We start from the raw sequence: 13,901 nt of genomic DNA, 5'->3' as shown, positions 1-13,901 counted from the left end.
CGATAGTTTAATCAGGGTTTTTCCAAGTTCCCGTACTGAGGGGACATGAGTCGACGCATAGAGTTACTTAATGGAAGAGAACGAGCACGAAAAATCAAAACAAAAACTCTGGTTTATTCGGCGTGATAATCAGGTTAAAGGCCCCTATCCCTGTGGCACAGTGAGGCGTTTTGTCCTGCTGGGTAGAGTGCGCATGCAAGATGAAGTGAGTTGTGATCAGGAATCTTGGCGCTCCGTCGCAGAGGTACCAGACGTTATCCCCCCTGAAGTACGCAAGGCCATTGAAGAGGGCTCAGAAGAGGAGTTAATCTCTTCCAGAATGCGTGAAGATGAACGAAATGGCCGAGAACGCAGAGCGGGTTCTGATGATGAAGCCTTTAAAAAACGCCGCAAAGGGGAGCGAAGGCAAGCTGAACTGGAGATTATCCAGCAACACCGAGAGGCAAAAACCGATTTACTGGAGCGGCGGCAGCAAAAGCCATTTCCTATCGTTGGTATGAGCGTCGTTGCCGCGATGGTGACTGCAGTTATAGGGTTTGGTTTCTATTTAGGTGCCCCGCAGACGTTGGCGGACCCGGATTGCGATGCCAAACCGATGCCGGGTGTTAATTGGCGTAACTGTAAATTGGATGGGATACAGCTGGATGCGGCAGATCTCGATGGTGTTCTGCTTAATAATGGGGCCATCCGCCGCGCCAAAATGACCGCTAGTAAGTTAAATGACAGCGATCTGAAATATGTCGATTTATCAGGAACTGATCTCAGTTATGCCGAATTAAAAAGGGCGGCACTAAAGGGAGCAACACTGAGGGGGAGTGATCTCTCCTATGCCGATTTGACGGGGGCCGATCTTAGTTTTGCTGATCTGACGGGGGCTAATCTGGGTGGCGCCAAATTGGAACAGGTTAATCTTGAAAACACTATCTGGCTGGATGGTTCAGTTTGTCTTCCAGGTTCAGTAGGGAGTTGCAGGGTAAAGAAATAGCCTTCTTTTCTGGATGAATTAGCTAAACGATTCTGTGGTGTATCTTGAGACTCGCAGGCTATCAGACCAGTAAAGCGGGGATAGACCGGCCTTAATCTTAAGTTGTCTTAGAAAGTTCTTTGGTTGTGGGAGTTGTTCCCATACGGATGGAAGAAACGTTCCCCGATGGTATCCCTCTTCCAGGATCAAACCATCTTTCCCTGGCGTGAGTAAACTCAGCAGCTCTTCTTCGGTATTGAATGTCAGTGGCTGTGCGGGTGTGAGCAAGGAGAGGTGGATCTCAAGTCGGGGTAATTCGTCTGCCTTTAATGGCGGGAATCGAGGGTCTTGAAATGCTGCCGCGAAGGCATTTTCGGCCACATCTTTCACAAGGGGCTGGATGGCCTCTAAATGTCCAATACAACCACGCAATCGATTCTCTATGTTTAGCGTTACGAAAGAAGCGCGTATCACTCTGAGTGATTCAGGGTAGTCGTTAACCGGTACCGCGAGTGGCTGATGAGAATCAAGTCCATGACGTATTGATGCCCGGGCGAGATCAATCAGGGTTGAACGGTCTTGGGCGCTAAGCGCATCGATTTTTTGATCAGGAGAAGGCATAGGCACCGTATCCAACAACCCGGTCATGTGAACCCGCGGTATCGCCTGAATTGCGCAGATCCAAGGTGTTTACGTTTAAACCGTATCGCTTTGCGCATAACAGTAATCCGCTGATTGGTGTTCTTCCGCACGCACTGTGATAGGTCAATGCCCCAGGCTGCAGGGTTTCAATGGCCTGTGAAGTATCCTGGTCCATTTTCCTTGCGGATTCGTAATCGAGATAGTGGCTAAGATCCGAACTGATTACCACAAGCGTTTCTGAACCGCCCCAGAGTTGTTCAAGCACAGTGGCTACTTGTTCCGCCGATGCCTCGCCGACCAGCAAGGGAACAATACTGAATTCATCGAGTATCTCCTGCAAGAAGGGGAGGTGAACTTCTATGCTGTGCTCATCCTGAAAGGCCTCATTATTTTTCGTAACCATTGGTAGATCAGTAATCAGGGATAAAGCGGATAAGTTGACTGGAATGAGTCCGAGAGGTGTCTGAAAATGGGTGGCTGAACTGTAGGCAATGCCACGAAAGGCGACTCGGTGTGCCGGGGCCAGGATGATAACCCGGTTAATTTTATCTCTGCTTGTTGCATCCAGACTGGCATAAGCGCTGCCCGCGATGGGGCCAGAGTAGACATAGCCTGCATGCGGAGCAATCAGTGCCTTTGGGTGTGAGGTGGTTGCTCTGTGCGCACTGGTTAGGAAGTGCTGTATATCCTGATGCAGTAATGCCGGGTCAGCGGGATAAAATAGTCCAGCGACCGCTGGTGTTTTGATTGTCTGCATAATTCATCATCCGTGGCTGCGATTCTGCGCTCAATGCGTCATAGGGGTCTATAATTAAGTTTAGGATATACGCATTAAATGGCCAATAAAATGAATGCATCCATTAATTATTACCCTACCCAATACTGGCATCGTTTGGAAGATGGACGTGTTCAGTGTGACCTCTGCCCCCGGGAGTGTCGACTTAAGGAGGGTCAACAGGGGCTTTGCTTCGTCAGAGCCTGTCATGATGGTGAAATTGTACTCACAACTTACGGGCGTTCCAGCGGCTTTTGCGTCGATCCAATAGAGAAAAAGCCCCTTAATCATTTTCTGCCCGGTACCCCGGTACTCTCATTTGGTACCGCTGGTTGCAATCTAAGTTGCCGCTTTTGTCAGAATTGGGATATGAGTAAATCACGGGAAATGGATACGCTGGCTGATGATGCGTCACCAAAAAAAATCGCCCAGGTGGCGGCACAGCTAGCGTGTAAAAGTGTTGCCTTTACTTATAATGACCCGGTTATTTTTCATGAATATGCCGTTGATACGGCCATTGCCTGCCATGAGCTGGGAATCAAGACGGTAGCGGTGACCGCAGGTTATATATCACCCAAACCCAGAGTCGAGTTTTTTAAGCACATTGATGCAGCGAATGTTGATCTCAAATCCTTTGATGATGACTTTTACCATAAACTGACTGGGGCCCATTTAAAGCCCGTGCTGGATACGCTGGTCTATCTCAAGGAGAAGACAGGGGTTTGGTTTGAGCTGACGACATTGTTGATCCCTGGAGAAAATGACTCCGATCAGGAGTTGGATAAGATGACCCGTTGGGTCGTTGCCAATCTGGGGCCAGATGTGCCAATGCATTTCACGGCTTTCCACCCTGATTGGAAGATGCGTGATCATCCTCCAACGCCACCTGCAACGCTGAGTCGGGCACGAACAGTGGCAATGGAAAATGGGATCAGGTATGCCTACACCGGGAACGTACATGACGGCATCGGTGGGAGTACCTGGTGCCACTCCTGCAATCAGTTACTCATCGAACGGGATTGGTATGAGCTGGGCGTATGGCATCTTACCGAGGATGGGTGTTGTGATCAGTGCGGTGAACCTTGTGCCGGTCTGTTTGAAGCAAGGCCTGGACAGTGGGGCGGGAAGCGCCAGCCTGTACGCATGAGGGAGATCGCTTGATTGTGATGTTGTCAACATCCGTCATCGTCGGTTCCATAAGGCAACTTCACTAAACAGATCAGGATTAGCGCTGGATACGATCTGATGGTTCCGGGATAATGCGGTACTTTTATCCCGAGACTCTTTCTGCATGTGGTTTAAAAATCTCTACCTATTCAAACTTCTCACGCCCTTCCAATATGATCCAGAAGCACTGCACGAGCGGCTTCTAGAGCGAACCGCAAAAGGTTGTGGCACGCTGGAACTCTCATCACTCGGCTGGCAACCACCCCTCGGGCGCGGCGCGGAGTTACTGACACATGCTTCTGGTAGTTGCATCATGGTCTGCGCGAGAAGGGAAGAGCGTGTATTGCCTGCGGCAGTGGTGCGTGAGCTGCTGGCGGATAAAGTCGCAGAGATAGAGGAGTCGGAAGCGCGTAAGGTCCGGCGCAAAGAACAAGATGAGTTAAAAGATGAATTGATGCTTGATCTGTTGCCGCGTGCATTCATAAAATCTTCCCGCATCTATGCGTACATTGATACGCAAAATCAGTGGCTGGTGGTTGATGCGGCAAGCAGTAAAAAGGCCGAAGAGCTGGTTAGTTTATTACGCGAAACGCTTGGTACACTCCCGGCCAAACCCTTTGAAGTCAACCTGTCACCCGCCTCATTGATGACTGCCTGGGTAAGCGGCACAGAATCTTCAGCAGCTTTTCAGATTCAGGATGAGTGTGAGTTGCGGGATACTGTCGAGGAAGGTGGCATTATCCGTTGTCGCCGCCAGGATCTTGAGGGCGATGAGATTCGCACTCATTTAGAGGCTGGAAAGCAGGTCGTTAAATTGGCATTGGAATGGGGAGAGCGTCTGGGGTTTGTGCTTTCAGATGATTTTTCTATCAAACGGCTCAAGTTCCTGGATATCATTCTTGAGGAGGCCGCTACCGCAGAATCTGAGGATGCAGCAACCCGTTTTGATGTGGATTTTTCCCTGATGAGTTTGGAGCTACAGCGCTTTATAACAGATCTGATTGAGATATTTGGTGGTTTGGCCGACGAGCGTTAGTGAGTAGAGATAAGCGGTGGCTTCCAAATTGTATGGGAGCCACTGCTTATGCGCTGATCTTTAGCTAGGGAAGGTTAACCGGTATGGGCGGCTGCCAATTCTCAGCACGATGCTCAGCTACCACACTGGTGTAGATACCACCTCGGACATTAAAGTTGGCAGTCAGTCGCATAAACCGCGGTTGAGTTGCGGATACCAGGTCACTGAGAATCTGGTTGGTGACGGCCTCATGGAAGGCGCCTTCGTCGCGAAATGACCAAGCATACATCTTCAACGATTTGAGTTCGACGCAGAGTTGATCCGCGATGTATTCAATGGTCAGCTCTGCAAAATCGGGCTGGCCGGTCTTGGGACAGAGGCAGGTAAATTCGGGTACTTCGATGCGGATCGTGTAATCGCGATCGGGTTGTGGATTATCGAAGGTTTCCAGTGACTTGCTGGGTTGACTTGACATGTTCGATTGTTCTCGATCTGTGGAGGAAATTCGGCGATTATACGGGAGATGGCAGCTTGTCTGAAGTAAGCATCTCAGGTTGCTGTTCAATTATTATTCACTATGATAATAAATATATATTAAACAATAAGATAAATAACATATTTAAAGTTAAATAACCTGACCTGGTTCTCTTGTAACCGGGTGAACCTATCTGTATCTTACCGACCTATGCGCTTAGAAAAAATCAAACTGGCCGGATTCAAATCCTTTGTTGATCCTACCACCGTCCACATACCGAGCAATCTGGTGGGTATTGTGGGGCCTAACGGCTGTGGAAAATCCAACGTAATTGATGCGGTGCGCTGGGTGATGGGCGAGAGCTCCGCCAAGATGCTACGCGGCGAATCCATGGCCGATGTTATCTTTAACGGATCAACCAGTCGCAAGCCGGTTGGTACGGCCAGTATCGAACTAGTGTTCGATAACAGTGATGGCAAGGCAGGAGGTCAATATGCCCAGTACAGCACGATTTCTGTCAAGCGCCAGGTTTCCAGGGATGGCCAGTCAAATTACCTAATGAATGGCGTGCGTTGTCGGCGCCGCGATATCACCGATCTGTTTCTCGGTACAGGCCTCGGTCCCCGCAGTTACTCGATTATTGAACAGGGTATGATTTCCCGACTTATTGAGGCCCGTCCTGAAGACCTGCGTGCTTTTCTTGAAGAGGCGGCGGGGATCTCTAAATATAAAGAGCGACGCCGGGACACGGAAAACCGGATACGCCGCACCAAGGAGAATCTGGATCGTCTAAATGATCTGCGTGAAGAGATCTCCAAACAGCTTCAGCACCTACAGCGTCAGGCCACGACTGCCGAGCGTTATAAAGAGTACAAAGAACAAGAGCGACGATTGCAAGCGGAACTTCTGGCATTGCGTTGGCGCTCTATGGATGATGATCTCACCCGTCGTGACAAAGATATCCTGGAGAAGCAAACAGATCTTGAGGCCGCGATTGCTAAACAGCGTCGGCTTGAATCTGAGATAGAGCGTGATCGGGCGGGACATGCTGAAGCCCATGATAATTTCAATGAGGTTCAAGGACGGTTTTATGCCGTGGGCAGCGAGATAGCGCGTCTTGAACAGTCTATCCAGTATGCCAAAGACAGTCGTGCCCAGTTTGAGCATGATTTGCATCAGACTGAGCAGGCGTGGCAGGAGTCAACCGATCATCGTCAGCACGATGAGGCCAGACTTGAAGAGCTGAATGCCACTCTGGAAGAACAAGAGCCACTGCTTGAGCAGGCGCGGGAAATCGAGCTGGTCGCGGCGGAGCGGCTGGCAGATTCAGAACAGGCCATGCAGTCCTGGCAGAATGAGTGGGAACAGTTCAACCGTCAAGCGGCAGAACCGGCCCAGACAGCGCAAGTTGAACGGACCCGCATCAATCATCTGGACGAGAAGAGTAATCAGGTTCAAAAACGACTGGAGCGATTCCACGAAGAGTTGGAAAGATTGAATGACCAACCATTACTGGAGAGTATCGTTGAACTGGAGTCTGAGGAGCAAGAGCGCGTAGAGCAGGCTGAAATCCTGCAAGAGCAACTCGCCTCTGAAGCCGAACGGATAACAACCATCCGCCAGAATAATCATGAGGTCGGAAGCCGCCTTGATGAAGCGCGGGCCAATCTGCAGACCTCGCGAGGGCGCTTTGCGTCACTGGAAGCATTACAACAGGCCGCACTGGGCAAACAAGAACAAGGCGTGACCGAGTGGCTGGATGCCCAGGGTCTTGGACAGGCGTCCCGCCTGGCGCAGAATATTCAGGTTGAATCGGGCTGGGAGCAAGCCGTAGAGACAGTGCTTGGGTTTCATCTGCAGTCTGTGTGTACGAATAACATGGATGACCTGCAAAATGTGCTTGAAACACTGGAGAACGGGAGTCTTACCTTCTTTGATACCACAGCAGGGAAAAGTGGCACCACAGTCGGTCCTGATGCGCTGCTACACCGTATTAAGGCCCCCTGGCCGCTGGAAGGTTTGCTGAGTGGTGTGCAGACTGTATCTGGGGTGACCGAGGCCTATGCAAAAAGATCGATGCTCAAACCCGGTGAATCCCTGATTACGCCAGATGGGATCTGGATGGGGTGTAATTGGCTTCGCTTGAGTCGTGGCGAAGATGAGACCGCCGGTGTATTGGCCAGAGAGCAGGAGATTAGAACGCTCGGTGACGCTATTGAGAAGCTGGGTCAACTGGTTGAGTCTTCTGCGGTAAGTCTCTCGGGGGGTCGTGAACAACTGCAGCAGGCAGAGCAATCGAAGGAACATATTCAGCAACAGTTAAATGATGTGAACCGGGGACTTGCGGAGTTGCGAGCGACGCTGTCTGGTAAAAAGGCCCGTGCCGAGCACTTGAAACATCGTGGTGAAACCATTCGTCATGATATGGATGAACTGCGTAATCAGGCGGAAGAAGATAAAGAAGAGCTGGAGATGTCCAGGGCTCGTTTGCATGTCGCCTTGGAAGAGATGGAGACACTGGGTGAGCGACGTGAGCAACTCATCCAGCAGCGAGAAGCATTAAGTGTACAGTTGACTGAAATCCGCGAGGAGTCATCCCGGCAACGCAATCAGGCCCATTCGATCGCACTGCAGATTGAATCCATGCGCAGTTCACAGACCTCGCTGATGCAGAGTCTGGAGAGGATGCAGGGGCAGTTGGCTCACCTGACCTCGCGTAGAGATGAGCTGATCCAGTCGCTGGAGGAGGGGCAGATACCTTTCCTTGAGAATCAGGATGCACTCAAGATTCAATTGGCATTACGCATTCAGGTCGAGACGGAGCTAGCCAAGGTTCGGGCGACTCTTGAAACATTTGATGCGCAAGTCAGGCAATTGGAACAGGACCGGTCCGGTGCAGAGCAGGAAGTGCTTAAACAGCGTGCTGCACTCGATCAGGCGCGCATGAATAGACAGGAAGTACTGATTCGTTCTAAGACCGTTGAAGAGCAGTTGAAAGAGACTGATTTCCAGCGCGAACAACTCTTCCTTGAACTGCCGGCCGATTCTACGATCGATGAGTGGGTGCAAAAAGTCGAGCAGATGGATGCTCGCATTCGGCGTCTGGGTCCGATCAATCTGGCCGCTATTGATGAATTCCAAGAACAGTCTGAGCGGATGAATTATCTCGATGCCCAGCATGCGGACATCACGGAATCCCTGGAAACACTGGAAAACGCAATTCGCAAGATTGACCGAGAGACGCGAACCCGTTTCAGAGAGACCTTTGATAAAGTTAACAATGGGTTACAGGAGAAATTCCCGAAACTGTTTGGTGGCGGGCACGCCTACCTGCAACTCACGGGAGAAGATTTGTTGGACACTGGTGTCACGGTGATGGCGCGGCCACCCGGTAAACGTAATTCCAGCATCCACTTACTCTCCGGTGGTGAGAAGGCGTTGACGGCTGTGGCACTGGTTTTTGCCATCTTTGAGCTGAACCCCGCCCCATTCTGTATGTTGGACGAGGTGGATGCGCCACTCGACGATGCCAACGTGGGAAGGTTTTGTGAGTTGGTGAAATCGATGTCGTCTCAAGTGCAATTCATCTTCATCAGCCATAACAAAATTACTATGGAAATCGCCAATCAGCTGACCGGCGTGACCATGCATGAACCAGGCGTTTCGCGACTCGTATCGGTTGATATAACTGAGGCAGCGGAACTGGCGGCGATGTAAATTGAGTGCGGCTACTGAAAAGCGTACCAAGATGAATTACAGCGCGGTATGATCTTACTGAATAATATTCACGACTGAATTGATAGAAGAATGGATGCCGATATACTTCGTCTAATCTTGTTTCTGGCCGGTGTCGGGTTGATTCTGGGGATCTACTTTTGGGATCGCCATAAGAAAGTCAATGCCAAGGTCCATGCTATACGAAAAGCGCAATTGGAACCTGAGATTGCGCCGCCATCAGATGAATTTGATGAAGAGAGTGATCAGCGTATTGATCCAAGTTGGGATGCTGCGCTTTATGATTCAGGGTCTGCTAAGAGTATATCTGATGAATTACCGTACGAGCATGATGATGAAGATGATTTTGATGAGGAGTTGAGGCGACTCGGTTCTATTGCTCATGACACCATGCAGGAAGAGCTGTCGGTTGATCGGCAGGAGTCATTTTCATTCACCGCTGATGATTCGAGGAACGAGCCCGACGACCTTTTTCAGGCAGGATTGCCAGGGCTGATTCTGCAAATTAATGTAGTCGCCTCCAAGGGCGACTTCTCGGGTGAAGATATTTTACGCGTGACCCGTGATGTCGAACTTAGACACGGTGATATGAATATATTTCATCGCTACGCCTCGGATGATCCCAAGTCCCGGGTAGTGTTCAGCATGGCCAGTCTGGTCGAACCGGGCATTTTCCCGCTGGATAAGATGAGTGAATTTTCGACACCCGGTCTCGTGCTTTTCGGCCAGTTACCTGGCCCCAAAGATGGCCTTGCGGCCTTTTCTGACATGTTGTTTACAGCAGAACGACTTGCGTCGCTATTAAATGGCGAGCTGCAGGATGAGAGCCATAGCGTTCTGAGTAAGCAAACCATAGAGCACATGCGCGGAAGAATTCTTGAGCATCGGCGTCAGGTGCAGTTAGCCCTGAGTAAACGATGACCATACCCGTTGCCGTTAAATACCGCGCTGACGAGTTGCGCGAGCAGATCAATCTGCATAATTATCGCTACTATGTCCTTGATGATCCGCAAGTACCGGACAGTGAATATGATCGCTTGATGCGTGAATTGCAGGGATTGGAGGCACAGTACCCGGATCTAATTTCTGCGGAATCACCCACTCAGCGTGTCGGCGCCCAGCCCCTGGATGGCTTTGGCGAGGTGCAGCATCAGGTGCCGATGCTGTCGCTTGATAATGCCTTCTCTGATCAGGAGATGATCGATTTCGACCGGCGTGTCAGGGAGCGGCTAGGTAGCGATCAAACGATATCCTACTCTGCAGAGCCTAAGTTGGATGGTCTGGCCATCAGTCTGCGCTATGAACGGGGTGTTTTGGTACAAGGGGCTACGCGGGGGGATGGTAGTAAGGGGGAGGATGTTACTCAGAATGTTCGAACCATCCCTTCTGTGCCATTACGCCTGCTGGGTGATGACTGGCCTGAAGTGCTGGAGGTCCGTGGTGAAATCTATATGCCATTGGCGGGTTTTAATCAGTTAAACCTCCGTGCCCAGGCGAATGGTGAGAAGGGCTTTGCCAATCCGCGTAATGCGGCTGCCGGTTCGTTGCGACAGCTTGATCCACGTATCACCACACAACGGCCATTGGCCATGTATTGCTATGGCTTTGGCGAGATTTCCAGTGGGCCGCTTGCCACTACTCAAAGTGAAAGTATAAGCCGGCTTGCCAATTGGGGGCTGCGGGTCTCGCCTGAGATGCGTGTTGTTAGTGGGGTTGAAGGTTGCCTCGAATACTACGCACAAATAGGGGAGAGAAGATCATCGTTGGATTACGATATTGATGGGGTTGTGTTTAAAGTAGACAGTCTTCAGTTTCAACAGCAACTGGGTTTTGTCTCGCGCGCACCACGTTGGGCTATTGCGCAAAAATTTCCTGCCCAGGAGGAGATGACACAACTGCTGGCTATTGATATCCAGGTGGGTAGGACAGGGGCGTTGACACCTGTTGCCAGATTACAGCCGGTCAGTGTGGGAGGTGTTACCGTCACTAATGCCACATTGCACAATGAAGATGAAATCAAACGCAAGGATATTCGGGTAGGTGATACCGTAATTATTCGCCGGGCCGGTGACGTTATTCCTCAGGTTGTGCGGAGCATCCTTGAGCAGCGCCCACATGATGCTCAACCATTCCAGATGCCCGTGCAGTGTCCAGAGTGTGGTTCAGATGTGATCCGTGACGAAGCTGAGGCGGTGGTTCGGTGTAGCGGTGGTTTATTTTGTCCGGCGCAACGCCGGGAGGCGATAAAACACTTTGCCGCCAGAAGGGCCATGGATATTGAAGGTTTGGGTGATAAGTTGGTTGATCAATTGGTGACGGTTGGTCTGATCAAGACGCCAGCCGATCTCTACAGTCTGGAGTTACCTGCGTTGCAATCATTGGAGCGTATGGGCAAAAAGTCAGCGGAAAATCTCCTCGAAGCCCTAGAGAAAAGTAAACAGACAACACTCGGGCGCTTTCTGTTTGCATTAGGTATACGGGAAGTGGGAGAAACAACCGCAAACTCGCTGGCAAATTACTACGGTACACTGGATCGACTGATGCAGGCTGATGTAGAGGCGCTACAGAAGGTGCCCGATGTTGGACCGATTGTGGCTCAGCACCTGGTGACCTTTTTTAAGCAAGCGCATAATCAGGAGGTTATTCAGGATCTCTTGAATGCGGGCGTGAGTTGGACGCCGATATCAGTACCCGATGAGGCCACTCAGATCCTTGCAGGGAAGACCTTTGTAATTACCGGCACACTCAGTGCGCCGCGTGATGAAATAAAACAGAGACTGCTTAATCTGGGTGCCAAGGTAACCGGCAGTGTGTCCAAAAAGACGGATTATCTGATTGCGGGTGCCGATGCGGGATCAAAACGGAGCAAGGCGGAGTCCCTGGGCATCCCCATTCTCGATGAGTCGGAATTAGAGCATCTTTTGGCTGGATAGCCGACCGGCTATTTCATCAGCAGAGATCGTGTCTGATGCTAGCTTTTTTCCGCTAATATACGCTAACCCATTGTTTATCAATGTGGTTTGATATTTACTTGAGATTCATTTAGGGCTAAGCTGTGCGCCCTTTTCCTTCCTTTGTAAGTTCTGGAGACTCCATTGAGTTTAACCGAAAATCTGGTCTTTCATGTACAGCCTGGTGGTTGTTTGAAAGGTACCTTCCGGGTTCCGGGAGATAAGTCAATTTCACATCGCTCTATCATGCTCGGTTCGCTTGCCGAAGGCATCACTCATATCACTGGTTTTCTCGAAGGGGAAGATAGTTTGGCGACACTTGAGGCATTCCAATCTCTTGGTGTGTCAATAAAGGGTCCGGTTAACAGTGAGGTCACGATTGAAGGCGTCGGTATGCACGGCCTTAAGGCCCCTGATGCACCGCTTGATCTCGGCAACTCTGGAACCTCCATGCGACTGCTTTCAGGACTTTTGGCTGGACAAGGGTTAGATATCACGCTGGTGGGTGACAGTTCGTTGTCAGGCCGCCCTATGCGTCGTGTTACTGAACCACTTCGGCTGATGGGTGCTCAAGTAGAAACAACGGGGCAGGGGACTGCGCCGCTGGTAATTCATCCAGTTAAAAGACTGAAGGCGATTAATTATGAATTACCTGTCGCCAGCGCCCAGATAAAGTCCTGCCTGCTGCTGGCTGGGCTCTATGCAGAGGGTGAGACAACTGTTTCAGAACCGGCACCAACGCGGGATCACACGGAACGCATGCTGAATGGTTTTGGCTACAGGGTTCGGCGTGATGCAAACCGAATCTCCGTTTCAGGTGGGGGCAAGCTGACGGCTTGTGATATTGATGTGCCGGCGGATATTTCATCGGCGGCTTTTTTTCTGGTCGGCGCCACGATTTCACCGGGGTCAGATATCGTGCTGGAACATGTCGGGATCAACCCAACCCGTGATGGGGTGATTAATATTCTCAGGTTGATGGGAGCCGATATCGAGATTTTAAACCGGCGTGATGTTGGCGGAGAACCGGTTGCCGATTTGCGTGTCCGTTCAGCGCCATTGCATGGGATCGATATACCCGAAGATCAGGTTCCGTTGGCGATTGATGAATTTCCTGCGTTATTTATTGCTGCGGCCTGCGCCGAGGGTGTGACCCGTCTGACAGGCGCAGAAGAGCTGCGAGTCAAAGAGAGTGATCGAATTCAGGTCATGGCTGATGGATTAGCCATCCTGGGTGCCGATGTCACACCGACACCGGATGGCATTGTGATTCAGGGTGGTCCCCTTGCCGGTGGGCGGGTAAACAGTCACGGAGATCACAGGATTGCCATGTCATTTGCAATGGCAGCATTGCGCGCTCAGGGTGAAATCGTTATCGATGACTGCAGTAATGTGAATACATCATTTCCCGGGTTTATTGGCCTGGCAAGAGATGCAGGATTGACGATATCGGCCTCTGAGGAGAATTAAATGGCATTCGTAATTACCATTGATGGCCCCAGTGGTTCTGGTAAAGGGACGATTGCCAGTAGACTGGCCGCCCAACTTGGATGGCGCTGTTTGGATAGTGGGGCGCTCTACCGACTTCTTGGCTATGCCGCTGAACAGTCTGGTGTCTCGCTTGATAATGGGGCAAGGCTGGCAGAAATTGCCCTGGGTATGAAGATTGAATTTCAGCAGGATAAGATCCTGCTTGATGGAAAAGATGTCAGTCTGGCGATTCGAACTGAGCAGGCAGGGAATGCCGCCTCAAAAGTGGCGGCAGTTCCCGAGGTAAGGACGGCGCTATTGGAGTGGCAGAGGGCCTGCGCAATCGAACCGGGGCTGGTTGCAGATGGGAGGGATATGGGTAGTGTGGTTTTCCCTTTTGCCGATGTAAAAATTTTCCTGGATGCCAGTGCCGAGGAACGTGCTCGTCGGCGATATAACCAGTTGATAGAGAAGGGTTTAAGTGCTAATCTAGGGAGTCTGATTGCGGAGATAAGTGAACGAGATGATCGGGATCGTAATCGCAGTGTAGCGCCACTAAAGGCTCCTGAGGGGGCTTTGATAGTGGATTCGACAGCACTGTCTATTGATGAAGTGCTAAAAAGGGTGATGGATAGGGTTCGTAAAGCGCTTCCTGATCTCAACTAAATGGTGGCCCAATAATGGGCTGTTTTTTTAACTTTAACCAA

The 13,901-nt window shown here is 50.8% G+C and carries 11 protein-coding genes; 8 read left to right on the top strand and 3 right to left on the bottom strand.

Going from position 1 to position 13,901, the window contains the following annotated elements; genetic code table 11:
* Window positions 1-70: 70 nt before the first annotated feature.
* Window positions 71-985 carry a pentapeptide repeat-containing protein gene (locus FHP88_RS00215; protein ID WP_144356980.1) on the top strand — a complete coding sequence of 305 codons (915 nt, stop codon included), beginning with the start codon at window positions 71-73 and terminating at the stop codon, window positions 983-985.
* 18 nt (window positions 986-1,003) lie between these two features.
* Here FHP88_RS00215 and amrA read toward each other — a convergent pair whose 3' ends face one another.
* Window positions 1,004-1,585: an AmmeMemoRadiSam system protein A gene (amrA, locus tag FHP88_RS00210; RefSeq protein ID WP_144356979.1), complete on the bottom strand. Its 582-nt coding sequence runs from the start codon at window positions 1,583-1,585 to the stop codon at window positions 1,004-1,006.
* Window positions 1,572-2,363 (bottom strand): AmmeMemoRadiSam system protein B, encoded by a 792-nt coding sequence (gene amrB / locus FHP88_RS00205; RefSeq protein WP_144356978.1) that lies wholly within the window; start codon window positions 2,361-2,363, stop codon window positions 1,572-1,574. Before amrB ends, amrA begins: the two co-directional genes overlap by 14 nt.
* A gap of 78 nt (window positions 2,364-2,441) precedes the next feature.
* Here amrB and amrS point away from each other — a divergent pair, with 78 nt between their 5' ends.
* Both amrS and rdgC read left to right on the top strand, forming a co-directional pair.
* A complete protein-coding gene (amrS, locus tag FHP88_RS00200; protein WP_260843112.1) occupies window positions 2,442-3,542 on the top strand; it encodes an AmmeMemoRadiSam system radical SAM enzyme in 1,101 nt (366 codons plus the stop codon).
* Between the two features lie 130 nt (window positions 3,543-3,672).
* The gene (gene rdgC, locus FHP88_RS00195) at window positions 3,673-4,584 is read left to right on the top strand and encodes a recombination-associated protein RdgC (protein ID WP_144356977.1); all 912 of its coding nucleotides are present in this window, start codon (window positions 3,673-3,675) and stop codon (window positions 4,582-4,584) included.
* 64 nt (window positions 4,585-4,648) lie between these two features.
* Here rdgC and queF read toward each other — a convergent pair whose 3' ends face one another.
* Window positions 4,649-5,038: a preQ(1) synthase gene (gene queF, locus FHP88_RS00190; protein WP_144356976.1), complete on the bottom strand. Its 390-nt coding sequence runs from the start codon at window positions 5,036-5,038 to the stop codon at window positions 4,649-4,651.
* 210 nt (window positions 5,039-5,248) lie between these two features.
* Here queF and smc point away from each other — a divergent pair, with 210 nt between their 5' ends.
* From smc to cmk, 5 genes are all read left to right on the top strand, one after another.
* A complete protein-coding gene (smc, locus tag FHP88_RS00185) occupies window positions 5,249-8,755 on the top strand; it encodes a chromosome segregation protein SMC (protein ID WP_144356975.1) in 3,507 nt (1,168 codons plus the stop codon).
* Between the two features lie 90 nt (window positions 8,756-8,845).
* Entirely contained in the window at window positions 8,846-9,694 is an 849-nt protein-coding gene (zipA, locus tag FHP88_RS00180; protein WP_144356974.1) for a cell division protein ZipA, read from the top strand.
* Window positions 9,691-11,706: an NAD-dependent DNA ligase LigA gene (gene ligA, locus FHP88_RS00175; protein ID WP_144356973.1), complete on the top strand. Its 2,016-nt coding sequence runs from the start codon at window positions 9,691-9,693 to the stop codon at window positions 11,704-11,706. The genes zipA and ligA overlap by 4 nt, the downstream gene beginning before the upstream one ends.
* A 162-nt stretch (window positions 11,707-11,868) precedes the next feature.
* Window positions 11,869-13,194 (top strand): 3-phosphoshikimate 1-carboxyvinyltransferase, encoded by a 1,326-nt coding sequence (aroA, locus tag FHP88_RS00170; protein ID WP_144356972.1) that lies wholly within the window; start codon window positions 11,869-11,871, stop codon window positions 13,192-13,194.
* Window positions 13,195-13,860 (top strand): (d)CMP kinase, encoded by a 666-nt coding sequence (cmk, locus tag FHP88_RS00165; protein ID WP_144356971.1) that lies wholly within the window; start codon window positions 13,195-13,197, stop codon window positions 13,858-13,860. It abuts the gene before it with no gap.
* Window positions 13,861-13,901: the final 41 nt, after the last annotated feature.

Origin of the sequence: Sedimenticola selenatireducens (assembly GCF_007625115.1) — a bacterium.
Classification (GTDB): domain Bacteria; phylum Pseudomonadota; class Gammaproteobacteria; order Chromatiales; family Chromatiaceae; genus Sedimenticola; species Sedimenticola selenatireducens_A.
This window is presented reverse-complemented; position numbering and strand designations above follow the sequence as displayed.